The organism is Desulfobulbaceae bacterium, assembly GCA_015231515.1.
GTDB lineage: Bacteria > Desulfobacterota > Desulfobulbia > Desulfobulbales > VMSU01 > JADGBM01.
Window position 1 is genome coordinate 79,737 of sequence record JADGBM010000002.1, and the last position, 19,646, is coordinate 99,382.

A 19,646-nucleotide genomic window follows, 5' to 3' on the forward strand; every position below is an offset into this window, starting at 1 on the left:
AAGCTACCATAATGAACATCGAACATCCAACGTCCAACATCGAATGGTGAATGGCGTGCTAAGGAATTCTAGTTATGTGGGCTTCATCTTTCGTTCTTTACATTCAATGTTCAATGTTCGATGTTCGATGTTCGATGTTCAGTATTTTACTTTAGCCACCAAACTAAAGAGATCCGCAAATCTCCAGAGGCCAATGATTGCTGTATTACTGATTGCCTTTCTCTGTCCTACACAGGCATATGCAGTAACTGGCATGGAGAATCAGGCGCTGATTGGGCTTCAGGAAGACATTCACCAGGCTATTTCGCTGGTAAAACAGTCGGTTGTCAGCATCAGGGCTCAGAAAAGGGCAAAAACAGGGAAACAGGCAGGTTTATGGTTTGAGAGTATCGGTTCCGGCTTTATCATTGATAGCGACGGTCATATCCTAACTAATTATCACGTTGTTAACGATGCTGAAACCATTGATGTAAGTATCTGGCCTATCAAGGGAGAACGTTTTGCCGCTACAATCGTTCATAGTGACCATGCCCTTGATTTGGCCCTGCTTAAAATTACAACAACCAAGGCTTTGCAACCTGCACTACTGGCAAATTCTGACCAGCTTGAACTTGGTGATTATGTACTTAGCATAGGCAGCCCTTTTGGTTTTGATCACACAGTAACACTTGGGACGGTTTCGGCAGTTAATCGGGATCTGCTCATCGAAGGAAGAACGTACTCAAATATGATTCAGACTGACGCAGTTATAAATGAGGGGAACTCTGGTGGTCCGCTGATTGACATCAACGGTAAGGTCGTTGGTGTGGGCACAGCCATATATGCCCCCGATGGGACCTATACAGGTCTTGGCTTTGCTATACCTATTAATCGGGCTAAGCATTTCTTTACCCGAATAACCGGGGCGCTGACTGTGGCCCTTACCCAACCAGCTGCCCCAGCAAACAAACTGCCAATTGATATCAACAAGAGACGGCCTGGTGATGCAATTCACCTGAAAATCACTGATTGTACCCAGTGCCATATAATCACAACCAAGAGTGTGGTCAGTACCCAGCTTGCTCTGCCGCATCCTATGGTTGGTGCCTGCAACAACTGTCACATCATGGAGGCCCATCCACCAGCCGGAAAACCAGTGACCGTTGCCCAGACTCGGCCATTACCTCTAGAACATCCCCAGACCGTAAATTTTAATGAGAAATTCTGGAACCATTACCTTCCTAAAACGATACTGCTTGTTCTTGCCTCGACAATACTCTTTTCAATGCTTGGTGTTGGCGGCGGTTTTATTTATGTTCCAATTTTACTGGCCTGCGGCCTTGATTTTTACACGGCTTCAACCACAAGCCTGCTCATGCTTTCTGCCGCATCTGTTTCGGCCCTCATGATATTTATTCGTTCCGGCCTGGTAGACTGGAAACTGATTGCCATTCTGGAAATCCCCACTATGCTCGGGGCCTTTACCGGTGGGATGTATGCTTACTTTTTCAATGTTTCCTTGCTGTATGTTTTATTTGCTATCTGCCTTTTTGCCGCGAGTTTTTTTATGATCCAGGATGAGGATTGGCTTTCCCGGCAGAAAAAAAGTTTCAATTTCAGCCCATACCGAATCATGGGCGATAAAGCAAACTATGTTTACGAAATTGATCTGGCCCTTTCTGTTCCGATTACTTTTGCGGTAGGTTTTCTTGGCGGAATAATGGGACTGGCTGGCGGCTGGCTCAAAGTGCCAATGATGGTTGTTTTATTCGGTGTTCCCATGAAGGTCGCTATAGCCTGCTCAGCGATAATGGTGCCAATAACCGGAATTTCAGGCTTTATGGGACATCAAACTCTTGGCCACTTTGAACCAAAAGTAGCTTTGGTTCTCTGTCTTGTTGCCGTAATAGGTGCTCAGATTGGCTCAAGAATTTCTATCCAGAGCAAAGCGAATCTCCTTCGTGTTCTGTTTGCAGGAGTTTTAAGCTTGGTTGGCATCTGGATGCTAATCAGGATTTTCTTCTTTAGCCAATGAATTGGATATACACAATGATTGATAAAAAAAATCTAATTACCAAAGTGCCCTGGCTTATAATTATTGCATTGGCAATTATTATATTCATAGTGGTGCTTGAAAATATTGGCCCGGTGGGTAACAGTCAGCTGGCTAATCCTGTAGCCTGGCAGCCAATGCCGCCTCAGTTCCATACTGTTCAGCCTGCACAGATACCGCAAGCAGGACAAGTACAGGCGCAGGGAACGCAACCCAGTACAGCGATGCAGGTTCAGGAAGGGATCAGTCAGGCTATTGCCATGGTACGACCCTCTGTTGTTGCTATATTGACACCTGAAAATGCCAACACACCACCTGATAACACGGGTATTGCCTTTATTCAGCCATATACCAAAAATGGCAAGGCCCAGGGTTCTGGGGTAATTATTTCTCCCCAGGGCCATATTCTTACTACATTTCAGGCTGTCGGTCAGGCTACTGAAGTTACGGTACAGCTATTTTCACGAGGGAAGAGAAGGCACATCGCCGATGTTGTCTCTGTTGACGCGGCAACCGACCTGGCACTTTTGAAAATTCGCGCCACAGAATCATTTCCAGCCGCGATGTTGGGTAACTCAGACTTTATCGAAACCGGCGACATGGTTCTAGCCATTGGCAGCCCTTATGGTTTTTCCAGAAGTGCAACTCTTGGAATTATCAGTTCCAGCCGCAGACATCTTAATATCAACGGCATTAATTACCCGGATCTGATTCAAACCGACGCAGCTATTAATGATGGTGAAAATGGTGGTCCTTTGGTAAATGTTAAAGGGGAGATAATCGGCATAAATATGGCCTATTATATTCCAGGGAACCATTTCAGCGGAATTGGTTTTGCCATCCCCATTAATGATGCTAGACGTGTTTTTAATATGTGAATTTAAAGCAGTTCGCTATTAGCTATTCGCTTTTTGCTGAGAGCGAATCGTTAAAGGCTAACGACTTAAAAAATATTTAACTACCTCACGGAGGAAATAAATAATGCAAAATGAAAAGTATGATTTCTCAGTCAAAGGATTTGCCATATATATTGGGCTTGTTGGTGCTACTGCCGCTTCAGTAATTACTCTGTACGGCTATGCAAATGGGTTCGACTTTCTGGGTGAAAGACTGCGTGGTGCCTCAATGGCAATGACAGCTGCCTTTAATACCCAGCCGGTTCAACAACCCATGCAGCAGCAGTTTATACAGCAACAACCTTTTTACCAGGGGCAGGGCCAGATGATGTATCAACCGGCTCCATATGCTGCTCAACCGCAGGCCATGCAGCAACAGGCACAGGCGGCAGGACAGTTTCTCTGCCCTCAGCATGGCCCGGTTGGCACTCCGACCCTTGACGCAACAGGTATTCCGCGCTGCCCGCTTGATGGTCAGCCAATGCAGTTTCACGGTGCAACAGCTCCTTTAAGATAACGTGAAAGAAATGGAAGAAAGGGAAACCAATTCAGTGCAGGACCATATTCCTTTCGCCTCGGAGCCCTATCTGGAGGATACCCTTCATTTGCCCTCGTGGCTCATTATAACCTTAGCCAGTGTTATTATTTTTGGCGTAGTTTTTTCAGTTTTAGACCACGCTCGTAAAAAACCAATGAGTCCACAGGAACTGGTTGCTGCGGCCTTTACCCAGCCAATAACAGCTCCGACCTTGGATTGGAAGCCGGGAATGGGCCCACAACCCCTGATCTACCACCCGGCAGCTGCTAATCAACAGCTCGTCGTACAACAATGGAAACCTGGAATGGGGCCAAAACCATTTATATATCACCCTGCCGCCTTCCAGCTGCCAGCACAAGCAAATCCGGGATGGAACCCACTGTATATTTGTCCTGTTCACGGAGCGACTGGTACCGGCATATCAGGACAAAACGGTTTACTTTACTGCTCAATCTGTAATCAGCCTTTGGTGATGAACAAATGAAAATTTTGCTGACAATTATCCTGACAACAATCACGATTCTCTTTGCTGCCCAGAACTTCGATCATGTTAATATTTATATCTTTGCAGGTAAACCAGTGCCAGTCCGTCTCTTTTTTGTGATGGCTAGTTGCGGTGTTATTGGCTACCTGACTCGATTCATGATTGGCATCTCGAAAGAAGATGAGATCAAAAAGAGATATCGAATGCTGCGACTGCAAGATAAAAAAAAGCAGTACGGAGCCGGTCATGATGATCATGATGATATATAGCTTCAAAAGCTGAATAATGAAATTCCCCAGATATAGAACTCATAAATTAAACGATAAACTGATATAACATCATGCAATGTGCAAACTGTGAAGATTGTGGAAAACGTGTCGCCTGGGTTGGCATCTGGGTTAACGTTGTCCTGGTATTACTGAAGTTATATGCCGGATATGCTGCCGGCAGCAAGGCCTGTCTTGCCGACGGTCTGCACTCTGCTTCCAATATTGTAATCGCCTTTGTTATCCTGATAAGTCGGCGGGTTACCCGTCGAAATGCCTCCCATGAATATCATTTTGGTTATGGCAAGGCAGAGTTTTTGGCTGCCGGATTCAGCAGCTTTTTAATTATTATTGGGGCCATAATCCTTATCTCAGTCTCAATCAAACATTTGCTGCACGATAGCACCCATGTGCCTCACTCATCTGCCATAATTGTTGCACTTATCTCTATTGGCGCTAATGAAATGCTTTTTCGCTACATGCGCTGTGTTGGAACCAAACTAAAAAGCCAGACCATATTAGCAAATGCCTGGGCAAATCGTGCTGACTGCTTTTCTTCTGCGGCTGTTATTGTAGGTGTTATTGGCCAACGTCTCGGTATTCCCCACCTTGATCCATTTGCCGCCTTGATTGTCGTTGCCGCAATTATCAAAATAAGCTCTTCAATACTGATGGATTCGTTACGTTCTCTCATGGATGTCTCTGTTAATTCACATTACAGTGAAGATATTAAGGACATAGTCCGTGAAATTGAAGGCGTTCGAGGCTTAGAAGCGCTTAAGACCAGACAACTTGGGCATTACGTCTGGGTCGAGATGGATCTCCTTGTCGACCCTCTGCACAGTCTTAAAAATGCCAACTATATTGGTGAAATGGTCAGAACTTCGATTCATGATAAGCTTAAAGATATTGAGCGGGTAACGTTACATATCAAACCAATGATACAATCAGCTGAAACCGAGTAATAACGTTTTTTTAACAGCTAAGGACATCAGGCGCCTATGAAAAAGAAAACCATGTGTACAAACTGTCCAGTAAAAGGCTATAGTAAGGAAATATGTAAGATGCACAGCAAATTAGTTGCCCATCATAAAGTTTGCCCCCAGCAAACTTGCTCTTTACGTTCACTAGGTAAAATAGCTTTTTGGGGCGCCGGAATCGGTATTACAGGAACCCTTGCCGGACTTGCTGTTCTGCCTGCTTTTGGAGCCAAAGCGCTGCTTGGTCATACTCTGGCTGCGAAACTGTCAGGGGCCGGTGGGGCAATGGGAGCAGGTGCTAATGTTGTACGTCACAAAAAAAACAATTGCCAAAAAAGTCAAAAAATGAAAAAAAGAAACTTAATCCTTCCAAAATCATTCAGCTATGCAGAGGTGTGTAATGAGTAATGCAACCAATTATGACCAGACAAAACGTGAAATCAAGATGCGCAAATTTGAGGAAAGAGAGATAGATTCCCAACTTGAGGATGAGTGGCAGGAAATAACTAAACCAAGAAAGAGAGTAACTAGTATCGATATTGCTAAGCTAGGAACTGGCGTTCTGGTTGGCGGTGGGTTGGGTCTTCTTGCCGGTGTTGCAACCATTGCCGTTGCGGCCAGTGCAGCAGAAATTGTTATTGGCGGTGTTATAACTAAGGTTGCCGGCGTAGTTGGTGGCGCAGCGGGCCTTGGTTTTGGCTTACAATCACTTGACAAAAATACAAACCGTTAATGGCCATGTCAGAGTCATCATCTACTCAAGGACACTCCCCGACCTGTAAACATTGTAAGGATACTATGTTTGTCGAAGAGGTGCATCGGCACTCCAGCAAATCCCCTTGGATTGTTGGCGGTATTGGTCTGTTTCTTTCTCTGTTTCTGGGTGGCCTCATCATCGGACTCCCCATGATCTGTTATGCATTTTATATGCGTCAGGCAAAGGAAACCCTGTGCCTGTGTCATTCATGTGGGTATTATTTTCCAGTATATTCTAACCGGGAACGGGGTTAAATTTACTATTCGCTGATGCATTGAAAGGCTTATAGGCTTTCACCCCTCCCCACAGAGTATTTGTTTCGCAATAGTTGTTAAGTCCTTTTTTATCTGTCTTCTAAACGGAAGGGCTGCCAGCGGTATTTTGCCGTCTATATTGATTTGTCCCGTCTGCACGTGCACCTGTATTGAAAATGAATATGACCCCACCATAAAGGCATAATGGCCCTTATCAGCACCCCACGACTCATCACATAAAATAAAATCATCCCCGGAATTTTGGGCAAGAGCTTTTACAAGTTTAGATTGCAACCTGGATTTCACATCTTCCACATTCATCGTGTGCGGTATGATATGTTTTAATTTAGGCATTGTTATGGTACTAATTACACCATGTCATACGAAATAAGCGAAGATTGTATAGGTTGTGGGTTATGTGTATCAAAGTGCCCGGTAGATGCAATCGCTGGAGTAAAAAAACAGCGCTTTGATATAAATCCAGGCTTATGTGAGGAGTGTGGCACCTGTTTTGAACATTGTCCAAAAGCGGCAATTGTCGATCCATATGGCAATCGAAGGGATATAAAAAAAGGAAAACGACAAAAGCCGAAAAAGTCTTTTATTGATAAAGGGTTATGTGCGGGATGCCAGACCTGTATCATGAACTGCCCACATAAGGCAATAACCTTTGTCAAAAAAGGATTACTAAGCAAAGGATATAGCAAGATTGAACAGGAAAAATGTCTCGGTTGCGGATCCTGTCTGCGTTTTTGCATAACTGGGGCTATCTCATTAGCTGATGAATCAACACCTTAAAGATACTATCCAAATAACCAAGAACTTATAATTCTTCGGCATTTGCCATGATAAGCGCACCTTTAGCAGCTGCATTGACAGGGTCCTGGGCCAGTCTAACCCCAGAAATTGATAGAGGCAGTCGGCAGCTGGCCAAGGCTTTTTCAAAAATCTGTAAAAAACCATCCGATTGAACAGAGCCACCGCTTAAGACCACTGGAATTGATGAGTTAATATTGGCAGGAGGTCTTCCTCCAAGTGCTTTCTCAAGACCGGCAACTATCGCTGTAACAACATCTTCATAATATATGCGAAGTCCCCTCTCCAATCGTGTTGCCGGCTTTGATGAAAGTGAAAAAGAGTTTTCTTTATATTCTTTCACCTTAAACTGTAACTCATTAGATGTTTGAGCAACCATTGCGTCAATATAATCCCCGGCCTTTGGAATACTGAAACTAACTACCGGAACAGAAAGATAGGTAAGCGCAATATTACAAACACTTGCACCAACTGTAACAACAAGTCCTGTATAGTTATTGTCGTGTAGTTCTGACATTACAACGGCAAGCCCTTCCTCAACTGGCATGGCTATATAGCCAAACCTGGAGAAAAAGGCCTTCAAAGTACCTTTAACAAAAGCCTTCGTATTATCATTTTCAAGTGCTGGGGCCGGCACGGTAAAATAAAGCGGTGTGGCTGGAGTGCTGGGGCGTCCGATTATAGCCTGTAAAATAACCTCACAGAGCACAACCCCATCCTGACCCTTGGAGTATTCGGCAGGTACTGGGCGCAATGGGTGCGAGTGAAAAGCTTTGGCTATATTGTCGGCACCATAGCCCTGAACATAGTCAAAATTATTCATCTCAAAATATGGGATCTCGTGCTCGTAAAGGACGTTAGTATAAAAACTTTCAAAGGGGATGGTGTTATTAAACTTGGCCCGGTGGATATCATGCACTTTTTTGTCACGCCCTTCAGCTAGAACAATTGCACTTGTACCAATGTCTATACCAACTGGCCCCTGCGGTTTAACTGTTGAGTTGCCTAGTCGCTGATCTGACACAGATGCATTTTGAGGCGCGGGATTTTGCGGGCCAGAATTTGTGGCCGATGCAGAGGCAGAAGAAGCGGAAACAGCAGCCGCGGGCTGAGTACTTGCTGATGCAGGTTGTGCTGGGGTTGCTGGCACTGAGGCTTTAGGCGTCGAAGTTTGCCACGGTCCTGTTGCGGTATCAGTCCCGAGGGAATTCTCTCCGATTGCTAACGAGGCCTCAACAGCTCTATTTAATACTTCATCCCGCCTGTCGTCCTGCATACCCTTCTCCCATTATTTATTAACTGATGCTTAATAGTAAATATCTTTACGTAATTCAGACACTTTATCAAGAAAAATATATATACTCGAAACGACTCAAAACTACATAATAATAGTTACACGCCAATAATTGCTGAGCCCGTAAATAAGTAACATACTAAATTTATTGCATGATTTCAGGAAAAAAGCTACTTTTTATTACGATAACAAATGATTTTTTAGTAGCTTTCTAAGCACTTTTATTTGAAATCGTTTCGGGACAGTGCATAAAAAAGTCTCAAACCTAAAACACCCCATGCACTCATAAGGTTTTAGCCGTATTCTTCAGCCCAACTCAACCTTTGATAATGTGTCTGTTAATCGCGCATTTGCCTTGCTCGAAAAGTCTCCCCACCACCATATTTTGACATTTTCTTCCTTTGCTTTTTTCGTTGATCTATCGGGCCGGGACGACCAACTTCCTTGGCAATGAATTCAAAATCACGGCACATCTCTTTACGATTCAACAAGGTGATATATAACAGAGGCACGAGGTGAAAAACAACAATCATGGCAATAATAATATCACTGAGTGACCAGACAAAACGCAGATCAAGAAAAGGCCCGACAAAGGTCACAAGCAGGAAAACCAGGCGGTAGTATAGATCGTTGGTGCCACCTAGGTACACAATACATCTTTCTGAAATATGAGCAAAGGCGGCAATAGTTGTGAAAGCAAAGACAATAAGACTTGCAATAACAACAATTTGTCCGGCAAAGCCCAGTCCAGCCTCAAATGCTGCGGCGGTGAGATGCGCGCCGGTATTTATCTGCCAAAACGAAGTGGAAAGTATGACAAGCCCCGTAACAGAGCAGATAATAACCGTATCAACAAAGGGAGTAAGTGCAGACATAAATGCCCCCATGGCAGGAGAATCTTTATTTGCCCCCTGTAAAAATGTACTGGTACCCATACCCGACATATGCGAAAAAACACCACGGGATACCCCGAACTGCATGGCCTGAAAGACAGTATAACCAACAATGCCCCCAGCAAAAGAATAGGGCTGGAAGGCATAGTAAAAAACCTGGCCAATGTTTTGAATTGTCTGTAAAGGGTGGGAAAGTAAAATCAGCAGGCCCGCGACAACATATATGGTGATCATAAATGGAGCAAAAAAAGAGGAGTAGTTGACAATTTTTTTCAACCCGCCCAGAATAACCAGGCCTACACAAAGGGTGAGCAGAATGGATGTTGCCACGTTGGGAAAGTCAAACCTGTTATGGACTGCCTGAGCCAAGGAGTTTGCCTGTACCAGATTGTATAAAACCAGACCCTGAACTAAAATTAGTCCAGCGACTAATGACGGAATAAAACTAAATCCACCCGTCATATATTTATCCAAATATACCATCGGCGTAGCAAATGATTTGGACCTGTCATCATCGGGCCGAAGTTTGATAGCCATGTACGTGGATGCCATTCGAAAAGACATGCCAAGTAGCGCAGACATCCACATCCAGAATAAGGCCCCCGGACCACCCACATGTATAGCAGTGCCAACTCCGGCAATGTTACCAATCCCAACGGTGGCAGCTACTGTCGCCAGAAAAGCTTTTCTATGGGAGACGGTTCGATCAGTAGAAGTTGCTTGATCTCCCCCCATGATCTTCAAAAAAACCTGAAGGCTCTTTCGCCAGACAATTGCCCGGTTAAGGTACAGAAAGATACAGCCCAGTTCTAAATAAACTAGACAAAGAACTGGATCCCAAATCCATTTTGCTAAAGTTTCTATTGTACTACTCCATGAAGTTATAACTTGGTTTCCAGAAAACACACAATGAAGTCATATTACTGACACCAGAGCTTTAAAAGTTGTTTAACTTGCTACAAAAACAACCGATTATAAACTATTTCATCGGAGTACACTACGATTAATCGTAACGACTAAACACCATCGAAATATTTAAACTTATCCTTTACCTCTAAAGTAAATGCGACACCTAACTGATGAATCTGGGAATATCTGTATCCCCGCTCCTTACAAACGAAGATTGCTCTTACATCAGATTGACCCAAGTATTCTTATAGATGAAAGCCTTCATGGTTTCACCGATCCTTTATCAAAAAGACGACTTCTGCTATCTGCATCCGAGATGAAGCATTAAAAAAAGGAAGACAAAGGGTTAAGTCCGCCTTTGCTTTTTTTTAAACTTCTTGAATATAAAATTGGTGCAAAAAAATCGGTTCAAATTAATGTTCCGCAGCCAACATATTTCCAAATTAGTTAGTCTGATAGCGACACTGCGGAAATCCTTTGCACCTGAACTTCCATTTTGCGCTATCATTAACAACCAATTTATTGCCACAATCAGGGCAGATTAACATCTTTTTAAAAGAAGTAGATTTGCTGTGTTCCGTATATGGAGCTGGTTCAATAATTGTTTTTGCGTTCAAATAGGGGGCGGAATCAATATTGTCATCGTGCTGATTATTTGGGACAATATGGGGTCCTTTTTTCTTTTCCACCAAGCTGGATTTTTTATTATTCTCCAAACCGGCTACATGCTGAATTTGTCGAGGATAATAAAAATTACGAAAAGCATGTTCGGCTTGTTTGCAGGCGGTTTGGTTATGTATCCGAGTTGCAATAGATTTATCGCTGGGGAAATCAGGATTGGGTTCACCGATATGCCACAGTATGTTGCCATCAATTATGCATATTTTCCCTGGCATATGCTCAGAAAACTCAAGGGTTATTCCTAAATTTCTATATAATTTTTGAGCCTCTCTTTCTAAGATTTTGGAGGATTGATTCTCATCCACCTGGCATAACCGTTTGGTCCCCAGACAAATTCCAACCCCTGATTTAAGCTGACGCTTAAAAAAATCTTGCCAGTAGTTCTCTCCTTTTGCCATTATGGTAGGAGCAAAGAATGTAATTTGTTGTTTTGCGGCCTCGATATCTTTGCTGAACAAATCAGCAGATGACTGCTTATCTGGGAAAAACATAACTTGCCCTGTATCATCTTCAATATTCTCCTGGGAAAGTAAGGGTATCTCGTTGAGTGAAATAGTTTGGTGATTACCTTCAATGATCGAAAAGGCCTGAGTAATAAAGGAGCTTTTTAATTCTGGAGATTCTCTGATATAGCTACAGTTTGCGAGGATTATTAGTTTACACTGTGCTCTGCTAAAGGCCACATTGAGTAGCCGAACGCCTTCATCTTTAAATGAAAATGCTTTTAAGAACAAACTTGGGTTTGCTCCAAAACTGTCTGTCACATCGAAAATAATAATTTTTCGCTCGCTCCCTGAAATTTATGAACTGTTCCAACTGTAACAGAACTGGTTTCATCAGAACAAAGCATTTCTTGGAGCATTTTTTCCTGTGTTGTATAGGGAGTAATAACTCCGATATCCTGTCCGACAATGGGACCATTAGAAATTAAATAATCCACTATACGTTTTATGATGGCGGCATTCACTACATTGGCCCGCCCTTTTGATTGGCCTATACCGCCATGTCCGGCCACTGATGACAAACTTGATGTGTCAAAAATAATCACACTGTCTTCGAACCACTTTGGAAAAATAAGATCCGGGAAATGACCGGCGCCAGGTGCGTTTTGCAACAAGCCGTTATAACACAATGTGTTATAAACATGACAAATACTCGGTATTTCTGTATTGTAGTTTCAGAAAAACACAGTTACTAGGCAGGCGATCTTGCTCTAATGACTCACTAATGTCCATGGCATCAAATACTGACTTGTCCATCCAATGTACTACAATTGGGTCTTTTGACTTATTGATTGCAGCAAATTGTCGAGGATCTCCAGCTAGCACAACTTGGCATTTTGCCATGCCGGCCACCAAAGCAGCAGATAACGATAACATAGATACTTCATCCACGACCACTGCATCATAATTAGCATCTTGGCCGAACTTTAGATAGGCTTGGGTTACCGTGGCTGCAACAATTTTTATTGACCCATCAATTAGGGAGTCAACATTATGAAAATCGTACTCCAGTGCGTTAATTTCGGAAACCAGCATTTCTTGGAAATATTCAAGCTCTGTTAATCTTTTTTTGAGTTGTTCACGGGTTTGCGTCAAGTCTATATGTCGATAAAATTCTTTGCGCTTGGTTTCGTCCTCATCGGCTTCGCTCCATAACTGTTGGATCTTGTTGCGTGTTTTATCAAGTTTTATTTCAAGGAATGACTGCTGGAGATTGATTTGCATACATTTGGCAAAAAGGCTGTTAACCCTTTTCTTCATAAAAAAGCTCCAGACTATACCCAACTTTTCATGTAGCGTTTGCTCCCAATCATATTTTTTAGCTTGGTTATTGAATCGACTGATTGTCTGATATAACTCGTCTTTAACAAGCAAGTATTGTGCATATTTTTTATGTCGTGCTAGCCCTTTCTTGTCCAGGTTCGAATCTTGCCGGGCGCACCAGTAAATTCAAGCCTTTAGCTCTTTTTGAGTTAAGGGCTTTTTTGTTGGTTAGATGCTGGTTAGATGAAATCGGTATATGTTGGTCAATAGATATAAAAAAATTCCCCTACACAAATTAATGTGCAGGGGGATGGATTGGCTGGCTTTATGAGAAAATAATAATCTGGCCGGTTAATCTCGATAGATAGAATCTTGACTTTTGGGGGTAGCTCGAATCGCCAAGAGCAGAAAGCCACATCTTCACCGACAAAAAAGAAATGGCAGACTCATTAATTTGGGACTGCCATTATGATGTCATCCTGCGCATCGTAAGAAATTTTACGATATCATATTTGAAGATATAAAAGGTATCTTCAATTGGAGGAAGGCAAATATCGGAGATATATTAACTTCTGTTTTATCTATGAAAGCAAGCAAGGAAGGGTTTAGACAGAGAACACTGAATTTATAGTCTTCTGCATTCTTTCAGCATAAGTATAATTCATTTTTGCTTTTGATTTATTGATATCCAATTTCAATTTATAGTCCGCATCTTCTCTTGCCTGTTTTAACTGAAAGAGTTGATTTCCAAGCGTTTTTATTTTAGCATCCGAATCATCTTTCAGCTCTTTAATGAACCTTTGATGGCTGCTTATAACTGAATCTTCAACCTCAAGTCCTTTTGCGACTGCATATTCCCTAGCCATCATATGATAAATGGCATAATAAGACCGACTAATTGCAGTTCTGTATTTTGATTCGTTTGGGGAATCACTATCGATCAAATCTAAAGATAGTATTAGAAAATCTGTAGCTTCAATCATTTTTCAGATATCAAGGTAAAAACAAATTTTTGAGGAAGAACAAGTGTCAACTACCTCTATGAAACGTTCTTGTAATTCATCATATTTGTCAAGCAAGCCGTCTATCTCGCTTTCTTCAGTACTTTTAACATGTAAGGTTATATTTAATAACTTAATACCCGGCTCATCAGGGTCAGTATAAATATGAGTTTTAGTTTCGATTTGAGCAAAAAGCTCCTCTATAAGATTAAATGCAACATCAATTGATTTTTGTAAGTTAAAACGAAGAATAAAAATTTCCTCTTCTGATATATTTTCAAGATGAAAAATATCTTTCAATGCTTTCCATGCAGTTTCTAACTCATCAATTTTTCTGTAGCGTTTTTTCCATATAGATTTTGTGAAATGTCCATAAGCAGAAATATCTGGCCTGTACGGTATATAATCACCTTGCTCTGACCGAAAAATCTTGATGCTTTCGTCAATAAGTTCGTTTTTGGGCAATCTGTCGCAAGTGTCAGGGGTGGTCTCATATCTTTGCCAATTCTGCCAAATTGTATATAATCCCTGTTTTCTATCGGATATAGCTTCAATGAAATTTGATTGGTTAGACAAACTGAAAGCACCTGTATTGCATTGTGTAGGAGCAGTTACGCTTGGAAGTGTATTAAAATGTTCAATATTCATGGAATTCACCTAGTTCCATATTTGAGTTATCAATGAATTAAATTCAATGATAATTTCTTCTGAATGAGAGCTGAGATAATTAATTTGATCCCGGGCTTTGATTATATCACGTTTTTCAACATTCAAATTTACTCTAAAGAAATCTTCTAACCAATCGATACTTAATTTATAAACAGGGTCGTCACCTTTGGTGAATTCCCATCGAATTGGAGTTTCTCCATCACTACTAAAAACCATTTTTTTGTCATATAAAATAGTATCTGAATTAAAAATTTTACAAACAAATCTAGGGTCATTAAGTTTATCGAATAGCGCTTCGTCCTTTTCAGATATGTCGACATTGATATTCAATCCCATTACATGTACTGGTGTGAATTTTAAGACATCCAAATAATTCACCATTACAGACATGATGCGTAAGAAATCAATACTTGATTGGTTTCTTTCCATAATCTGGAACTTTTCAAGTTCTAATATAAAGCTTGTATCTCCAAATTCGATTGCTGTTACCACAGGTGTGGCTTTTCCCTTTGCTTCATCAGTAGTTTCAAACTTACACGAATCTTTTAAGAAATCAGGAGATAAAATAGCAGGGTTAAAATTACCCAGAGCAATAATGCTAACAAAATTGTTTTTAACTTTCATGTATCAGCCAGTCGATCATAATTTGGTTTTGAATATATGATATTATAACTATGATAATTTAGTTTAGCACACCTTATGCCATATAGGAAAGTCGGGGTCAATCTAAATCAATTTATGAACTCAGAGTCGAGTCAACATATAATTCCAAACTACAATAACACCCTCAAAGTTGAATATGACGTATATGAATCTTCGATCTGTCTACTTTTAATGTTTTTTTAATGTTTTGTACATCACAGCAATTATTTTGCTAACACAAAACTGCAATTCTCCCAATCGTTAAGAATCGCAGGGTCTGGCATTAGGGGAATTGTACAGGTTCATTTTTCCGATATTCCGTACAAAATATCCGGATATGTGTAATTTGTTCGTAAAATCAACAAAATAACAGTCTCTAGTATTGTCAGTTTATCTCCCTGCTTTTACGATACTTTTCAGCTAATAATTAGTTTTTTGCTAGTACCGGTATGAAAATTGCGTAATTATAAATTTTGTTTGTACGGTCAAATTATCATCTTCTTATGAGGCCATACGACACATCACAAAAATAGCAATTCTTACATAAGCAGTAGAAATATTAAACACGGGAAAAGGAGAAAAAATGAAGAAGAAACTTTTAGTAGGATTGGCAACTGGGTTGTTTCTAGTTGGCATGGTTGGGGTTGCGAGTGCTACGCCAACAAACGTTGCTACCACGGGAACAGCTAGTCAGAGCTCAACTGGCACCTGGGGTGGGATTTACGCCATTGCTGATTATGCAATTGATGGCAATACTGATGGTAATTTTTATGCAAGTACCGTTTCGCATACACTTGCTGATGTAAACCCTTACGCTTGGTGGGAAGTCGACCTAGGCCAGAGTTTCGACATAGATGCGATAAATATTTGGAATCGTGACAGCTATCAGGATCGCTTAGTTCCCTTCACATTGTCCGTCCTGGAAGATGATAGGGACATTGCATGGACTCAGAGTGTTTCTTCACTCACCGGCAACCCATTATTATACTCTCTTCCGGATAATATTGTAGGTCAATTTGTAAGGATTCAATTGGACACTAGAGATTATCTTCAATTAGCTGAGGTTCAAGTTTTTTCTGAGCCAGTCCCAGAACCAGCCACTATGCTCCTTTTTGGTACAGGTTTAGCAGGTCTTGCTGGTTTCAATATTAGACGAAAGAAGAAAGCATAAATCATAAACACAAACGACTTAAAATCGTGAGAAGGAGAAAGGAAGAAATGAGAAAGAAACTTTTAGTAGGATTGGCAACAGGATTATTTATGCTTGCAACTCAGCCAGCCTTCGCGGATCTTTTTGTTACCGGCCTTAACAATGGCACAGGGCTGTTACCAATCCCTGGCAACCAGGCTTGGGGAGGGCAGCTCGGCGATGATTTTACGGCAACAATGGACTTGAGCATAACTAGAATTGGTGTTTTTGACGATGATGGAGATGGTTTGATAGGAGATCTCGTTTGGCAACTTTTTGAGATAGATACAAGTACATTGATACACACTCAGACTGTGTCAGCTACTGGACTCCGCACTGCGGATACATCGATCGCGGACAATTACGTTTTCACCGAAGCATCTAGTCTTATTAGTCTTGAAGCTGGAAAAAACTATAGTGTTGTAGCCTACGGATTTGATAGCTCTGATAAAAACTTTAACACAAACTTCAACCTATCTTTGCTCGATGTCGGTTTCAACACTTTTGGTCTCATTAGTGGTGGTGGACGTTATAGCTCCTCTACTTCTTCCATTATGCCAACAATTGGAGCGTCTACCTCGGTAAGCACACAGGCATATAATTTTGGCGCTGCCACCTTTGATTACGACGTAGCTCCCGTCCCCGAACCAGCTACCATGCTCTTATTCGGTACTGGCTTAGTTGGGCTTGCTGGATCAAGACTCAGACGTAAAAAGAAAGCATAGTCGATTAATACTTACCAATCATAACAATCCATCATTCCACTATTACCTGAATGGCTCCAACCAGGAGAAAGGGTTTCCTTTAATCCTTTCCAGTCTATTGAAAGTACAGCAGGACAGTGGGGCTTTAGGGACATGGGAACTGTGGTAAATATCTGACAGTATTAAAGTCAATATGTGTTGCACTTTGTGTTTAGGGTTATACGTTGTTATCGAGTAGGTAACGGCACGCCATTCAAGTTCGAATCTTGCCGGGCGCACCAATCATAGTAAGGGTTTCGGCGTTTTCGCTGAAACCCTTTTTTGCGTTTTGCATAATATCTCTCCAAACTTCCCAAACTCAGCCAGTAGCTTCTCATAAATTGAAGTACCTAAACAGTATTTTATTCAATTTTTAACACAATCTTAATAGTAGCCTGTTAGATTCACGTTATAATTAACTCACAAAAAGGTCCCACTATTTCAGAATCAAGGATTGAAGGTTAATCGTCAACTATTAAAGTTAGTAGTGTCCTCGGGAAGATAAAAAATGCATCATAACTACCATAAACAGTTAGAAAAACTTAGGAAAAATTTTTTAGACCTTGGGCTTATTGTCGAAGATCGGGTCAGAAAGGCTTGTTCAGCTTTTAAGGACAATGACATGACGGACATCGAGTTTGTCATCAAATCTGACTATGAAATCGATGCAATGGAAATTGAAATCGAGGAGGAGTGCTTGAAGATACTGGCCCTCTATCAGCCAGTAGCCAAAGATTTACGGTTCATCATTGCCTTGATCAAGATCAATAGTGAAATCGAGCGCATTGGTGATTATGCCGTTAAAATTGCCAGTAAGGTAAAATTTGTCAGTGAGCATAGATGCCAGCAATTTCGCATGGATTACGCCCAAATGTCTGAGAAAGTTTTAGTCATGTTGAAAATGAGCCTTGATGCTCTGGTCCATTATGACGAGGAACTCGCTAATCGAGTATTCATCCTGGATGACGAGGTGGATACCATGCGAAACAGTGCCTATGACATCATCAAAGAGCAATTACGCAAACAGCCTGAAAATGCCGGGTGTCTATTAAATTGTTATCTTATCTCTCGTCATCTTGAGCGCATAGCTGACAGGGCAACCAACATTGCGGAGGAGGTCATCTATTTGGTTGGCGGTGAGATCGTCCGTGGTGACCGTATCTGATTCCGGCAGGATTACTCATGTCACCCTTAATGGTATTACTTTCACTCCTGCTCCTTTCTGCTGTGGGTTTTTATTGCGGACGCCGTAAGGCCCTTGTTGTTGGCCTGGCCTCGGGAACGGTACGCAATCTTCATTCCCGTCCTGTGTATTACGGCACCTTGACCGCACTCTGGTGCGGCTTGCCGGCGCTCATCATTTTTGCTTTTTGGCGGGCCATTGAGTCATCTATTATCGTCTCCATGATCATAAATACACTTCCACCGGAGATGAGTTCTTTGCCGACAGACAGCCTAGGCCTTATCGTCAATGAGATCAAGAACCTGGCAGCCGGAAACTCCTTTGGCGGCATAAAAACCCCGGAAATCGAAGCTGCCGCAAACTATTATACACATCTGCAGGCAATGAGCAGTGTCATTCAAAGTACAACTATGTTGGTAGTTGGCTTGGCAGCAGTTATTTTTGCCATAAATCGGATTTCGCCTCAGTTACGGGCCAGAAATCAGGTCGAGGCGGTTTTGCGAACCGGTATGATTTTTTGTTCAACCATCGCAATTTTTACCACTATCGGCATCGTTCTCTCTGTCCTCTTTGAGGCCATCCGCTTTTTTCAAAAAGTTCCCCTTACGGATTTTCTCTTTGGACTACAGTGGAGTCCGCAGATGTCAATTCGAACTGACCAAGTCGGTTCTTCAGGTGCTTTTGGTGCAGTGCCCGTTTTTACCGGCACTTTGATGATTTCGGCTCTAGCCATGCTGGTTGCTGTTCCTATTGGTTTAATGGCGGCCATTTATCTTGCTGAATATGCCGGCAAAAAAGTCAGGGCATCAGCTAAGCCCCTCATCGAGATTCTGGCTGGGATACCCACGGTTGTTTACGGTTTTTTTGCTGCCCTGGTGGTTGCTCCTTTCATTCGCGATCTAGGGGCGAAAGTGGGGATTTCTGTCTCCTCCGAGAGCGCTCTGGCTGCCGGACTGATCATGGGAATTATGATTATACCCTTTATTATGTCCATTTCCGACGATGTTATTAATGCTGTACCGCAATCCTTGAGAGATGGCTCTTACGCCCTGGGGGCTACGAAGAGTGAGACCGTCAGGCTGGTGCTTCTACCGGCGGCCCTTCCTGGTATTGTCGGCGGGATCCTGCTGGCGGTTTCAAGGGCTATTGGCGAAACAATGATTGTGGTTATGGCGGCAGGGCTTTCCGCAAAGTTAACTGCCAACCCCTTACAGGCAGTCACTACGGTTACCGTCCAGATTGTAACGTTACTGGTTGGTGATCAGGAATTTGACAGCCCCAAGACCTTGGCAGCCTTTGCTCTTGGTCTCCTGCTTTTTCTGGTTACCCTGCTGCTTAATGTTACCGCCTTGTATATTGTCCGAAGGTATCGTGAGCAGTATGAGTAGGGGAACAGCTTGCTGTTAGCTGTTAGCCATTAGCTGTTGGCCGGTTGAGCTGAGCGGACAGTTCATCTTAAATATGGAAAGGGTATGTCTCAACAACAAAAAACAACAATAGAACGAGTTAATAAAAGTCTTGCCAGGCGTTAAGGACATGAAGACGTTGGAAGGTTTATAAAATCTATTTGACCATTCGTGTATGAATGACAGGCGGTATCCTCCCAGAGGTTGCCGCCTGTTTTTATTTACAGCCACCTAGGGTGCTGAGATG

22 protein-coding genes are annotated in these 19,646 nt (G+C 42.2%); 13 read left to right on the forward strand and 9 right to left on the reverse strand.

Going from position 1 to position 19,646, the window contains the following annotated elements; all coding sequences use genetic code 11:
- Positions 1-193: 193 nt before the first annotated feature.
- The 8 genes from HQK80_00880 to HQK80_00915 all read left to right on the forward strand — a co-directional run bounded on the left by HQK80_00880 (position 194) and on the right by HQK80_00915 (position 5,929).
- Complete coding sequence (locus HQK80_00880) at positions 194-2,014, forward strand: TSUP family transporter (GenBank protein MBF0220777.1); 1,821 nt, start codon at positions 194-196, stop codon at positions 2,012-2,014.
- A gap of 14 nt (positions 2,015-2,028) precedes the next feature.
- A complete protein-coding gene (locus HQK80_00885) occupies positions 2,029-2,910 on the forward strand; it encodes a trypsin-like peptidase domain-containing protein (GenBank protein MBF0220778.1) in 882 nt (293 codons plus the stop codon).
- 103 nt (positions 2,911-3,013) lie between these two features.
- Positions 3,014-3,445 carry a hypothetical protein gene (locus tag HQK80_00890; GenBank protein ID MBF0220779.1) on the forward strand — a complete coding sequence of 144 codons (432 nt, stop codon included), beginning with the start codon at positions 3,014-3,016 and terminating at the stop codon, positions 3,443-3,445.
- Between the two features lie 10 nt (positions 3,446-3,455).
- The gene (locus HQK80_00895; protein MBF0220780.1) at positions 3,456-3,950 is read left to right on the forward strand and encodes a hypothetical protein; all 495 of its coding nucleotides are present in this window, start codon (positions 3,456-3,458) and stop codon (positions 3,948-3,950) included.
- Positions 3,947-4,219 (forward strand): hypothetical protein, encoded by a 273-nt coding sequence (locus tag HQK80_00900; GenBank protein MBF0220781.1) that lies wholly within the window; start codon positions 3,947-3,949, stop codon positions 4,217-4,219. The genes HQK80_00895 and HQK80_00900 overlap by 4 nt, the downstream gene beginning before the upstream one ends.
- A gap of 71 nt (positions 4,220-4,290) precedes the next feature.
- Entirely contained in the window at positions 4,291-5,181 is an 891-nt protein-coding gene (locus HQK80_00905) for a cation transporter (GenBank protein ID MBF0220782.1), read from the forward strand.
- A 99-nt stretch (positions 5,182-5,280) separates the two neighbouring features.
- Entirely contained in the window at positions 5,281-5,604 is a 324-nt protein-coding gene (locus tag HQK80_00910) for a hypothetical protein (protein MBF0220783.1), read from the forward strand.
- Positions 5,597-5,929, forward strand: coding sequence for a hypothetical protein (locus HQK80_00915; GenBank protein MBF0220784.1), 333 nt, complete (start codon positions 5,597-5,599; stop codon positions 5,927-5,929). Before HQK80_00910 ends, HQK80_00915 begins: the two co-directional genes overlap by 8 nt.
- 317 nt (positions 5,930-6,246) lie before the next feature.
- On the opposite strand, the gene HQK80_00920 is transcribed toward HQK80_00915, so the two are convergent.
- Positions 6,247-6,561, reverse strand: a complete 315-nt coding sequence (locus tag HQK80_00920; protein MBF0220785.1) for a hypothetical protein — start codon at positions 6,559-6,561, stop codon at positions 6,247-6,249.
- Positions 6,562-6,582: 21 nt separating this feature from the next.
- Here HQK80_00920 and HQK80_00925 point away from each other — a divergent pair, with 21 nt between their 5' ends.
- Positions 6,583-7,005, forward strand: a complete 423-nt coding sequence (locus tag HQK80_00925) for a 4Fe-4S binding protein (GenBank protein MBF0220786.1) — start codon at positions 6,583-6,585, stop codon at positions 7,003-7,005.
- A 25-nt stretch (positions 7,006-7,030) separates the two neighbouring features.
- On the opposite strand, the gene HQK80_00930 is transcribed toward HQK80_00925, so the two are convergent.
- The 8 genes from HQK80_00930 to HQK80_00965 all read right to left on the reverse strand — a co-directional run bounded on the left by HQK80_00930 (position 7,031) and on the right by HQK80_00965 (position 14,860).
- A complete protein-coding gene (locus HQK80_00930) occupies positions 7,031-8,299 on the reverse strand; it encodes a hypothetical protein (protein ID MBF0220787.1) in 1,269 nt (422 codons plus the stop codon).
- A gap of 356 nt (positions 8,300-8,655) precedes the next feature.
- A complete protein-coding gene (locus tag HQK80_00935) occupies positions 8,656-10,116 on the reverse strand; it encodes a sodium:alanine symporter family protein (protein MBF0220788.1) in 1,461 nt (486 codons plus the stop codon).
- A 446-nt stretch (positions 10,117-10,562) separates the two neighbouring features.
- Positions 10,563-11,564: a hypothetical protein gene (locus tag HQK80_00940; GenBank protein MBF0220789.1), complete on the reverse strand. Its 1,002-nt coding sequence runs from the start codon at positions 11,562-11,564 to the stop codon at positions 10,563-10,565.
- Positions 11,561-11,932: a hypothetical protein gene (locus HQK80_00945; GenBank protein MBF0220790.1), complete on the reverse strand. Its 372-nt coding sequence runs from the start codon at positions 11,930-11,932 to the stop codon at positions 11,561-11,563. Before HQK80_00945 ends, HQK80_00940 begins: the two co-directional genes overlap by 4 nt.
- 4 nt (positions 11,933-11,936) lie before the next feature.
- On the reverse strand, positions 11,937-12,563 hold the full coding sequence (locus HQK80_00950) for a hypothetical protein (GenBank protein MBF0220791.1): 627 nt from the start codon (positions 12,561-12,563) through the stop codon (positions 11,937-11,939).
- A gap of 608 nt (positions 12,564-13,171) precedes the next feature.
- Positions 13,172-13,549, reverse strand: coding sequence for a hypothetical protein (locus HQK80_00955; GenBank protein MBF0220792.1), 378 nt, complete (start codon positions 13,547-13,549; stop codon positions 13,172-13,174).
- Positions 13,550-13,552: 3 nt separating this feature from the next.
- Positions 13,553-14,215: a hypothetical protein gene (locus tag HQK80_00960; protein MBF0220793.1), complete on the reverse strand. Its 663-nt coding sequence runs from the start codon at positions 14,213-14,215 to the stop codon at positions 13,553-13,555.
- Positions 14,216-14,224: 9 nt separating this feature from the next.
- The gene (locus HQK80_00965) at positions 14,225-14,860 is read right to left on the reverse strand and encodes a hypothetical protein (protein MBF0220794.1); all 636 of its coding nucleotides are present in this window, start codon (positions 14,858-14,860) and stop codon (positions 14,225-14,227) included.
- Between the two features lie 601 nt (positions 14,861-15,461).
- On the opposite strand from HQK80_00965, the gene HQK80_00970 reads away from it, so the two are divergent.
- From HQK80_00970 to pstC, 4 genes are all read left to right on the forward strand, one after another.
- A complete protein-coding gene (locus HQK80_00970; protein ID MBF0220795.1) occupies positions 15,462-16,049 on the forward strand; it encodes a discoidin domain-containing protein in 588 nt (195 codons plus the stop codon).
- A 215-nt stretch (positions 16,050-16,264) separates the two neighbouring features.
- Positions 16,265-16,792 (forward strand): PEP-CTERM sorting domain-containing protein, encoded by a 528-nt coding sequence (locus tag HQK80_00975; protein ID MBF0220796.1) that lies wholly within the window; start codon positions 16,265-16,267, stop codon positions 16,790-16,792.
- Positions 16,793-17,318: 526 nt separating this feature from the next.
- Positions 17,319-17,975: a phosphate signaling complex protein PhoU gene (gene phoU, locus HQK80_00980; protein ID MBF0220797.1), complete on the forward strand. Its 657-nt coding sequence runs from the start codon at positions 17,319-17,321 to the stop codon at positions 17,973-17,975.
- Positions 17,976-17,992: 17 nt separating this feature from the next.
- A complete protein-coding gene (gene pstC / locus HQK80_00985) occupies positions 17,993-19,381 on the forward strand; it encodes a phosphate ABC transporter permease subunit PstC (protein ID MBF0220798.1) in 1,389 nt (462 codons plus the stop codon).
- Positions 19,382-19,646: the final 265 nt, after the last annotated feature.

What these genes read in the sequence shown, in the direction of transcription:
- HQK80_00930 (MBF0220787.1), bottom strand. Translation starts at nt 8,299, where the DNA reads ATGCAGGACGACAGGCGGGATGAAGTATTAAATAGAGCTGTTGAGGCC.
- HQK80_00960 (MBF0220793.1), bottom strand. Translation starts at nt 14,215, where the DNA reads ATGAATATTGAACATTTTAATACACTTCCAAGCGTAACTGCTCCTACA.
- HQK80_00975 (MBF0220796.1), top strand. Translation starts at nt 16,265, where the DNA reads ATGGACTTGAGCATAACTAGAATTGGTGTTTTTGACGATGATGGAGAT.
- HQK80_00910 (MBF0220783.1), top strand. Translation starts at nt 5,281, where the DNA reads ATGCACAGCAAATTAGTTGCCCATCATAAAGTTTGCCCCCAGCAAACT.
- HQK80_00880 (MBF0220777.1), top strand. Translation starts at nt 194, where the DNA reads ATGATTGCTGTATTACTGATTGCCTTTCTCTGTCCTACACAGGCATAT.
- HQK80_00970 (MBF0220795.1), top strand. Translation starts at nt 15,462, where the DNA reads ATGAAGAAGAAACTTTTAGTAGGATTGGCAACTGGGTTGTTTCTAGTT.
- HQK80_00905 (MBF0220782.1), top strand. Translation starts at nt 4,291, where the DNA reads ATGCAATGTGCAAACTGTGAAGATTGTGGAAAACGTGTCGCCTGGGTT.
- phoU (MBF0220797.1), top strand. Translation starts at nt 17,319, where the DNA reads ATGCATCATAACTACCATAAACAGTTAGAAAAACTTAGGAAAAATTTT.
- HQK80_00895 (MBF0220780.1), top strand. Translation starts at nt 3,456, where the DNA reads ATGGAAGAAAGGGAAACCAATTCAGTGCAGGACCATATTCCTTTCGCC.
- HQK80_00890 (MBF0220779.1), top strand. Translation starts at nt 3,014, where the DNA reads ATGCAAAATGAAAAGTATGATTTCTCAGTCAAAGGATTTGCCATATAT.
- HQK80_00955 (MBF0220792.1), bottom strand. Translation starts at nt 13,549, where the DNA reads ATGATTGAAGCTACAGATTTTCTAATACTATCTTTAGATTTGATCGAT.
- HQK80_00965 (MBF0220794.1), bottom strand. Translation starts at nt 14,860, where the DNA reads ATGAAAGTTAAAAACAATTTTGTTAGCATTATTGCTCTGGGTAATTTT.
- pstC (MBF0220798.1), top strand. Translation starts at nt 17,993, where the DNA reads ATGTCACCCTTAATGGTATTACTTTCACTCCTGCTCCTTTCTGCTGTG.
- HQK80_00915 (MBF0220784.1), top strand. Translation starts at nt 5,597, where the DNA reads ATGAGTAATGCAACCAATTATGACCAGACAAAACGTGAAATCAAGATG.
- HQK80_00925 (MBF0220786.1), top strand. Translation starts at nt 6,583, where the DNA reads ATGTCATACGAAATAAGCGAAGATTGTATAGGTTGTGGGTTATGTGTA.
- HQK80_00950 (MBF0220791.1), bottom strand. Translation starts at nt 12,563, where the DNA reads ATGAAGAAAAGGGTTAACAGCCTTTTTGCCAAATGTATGCAAATCAAT.
- HQK80_00885 (MBF0220778.1), top strand. Translation starts at nt 2,029, where the DNA reads ATGATTGATAAAAAAAATCTAATTACCAAAGTGCCCTGGCTTATAATT.
- HQK80_00920 (MBF0220785.1), bottom strand. Translation starts at nt 6,561, where the DNA reads ATGCCTAAATTAAAACATATCATACCGCACACGATGAATGTGGAAGAT.
- HQK80_00900 (MBF0220781.1), top strand. Translation starts at nt 3,947, where the DNA reads ATGAAAATTTTGCTGACAATTATCCTGACAACAATCACGATTCTCTTT.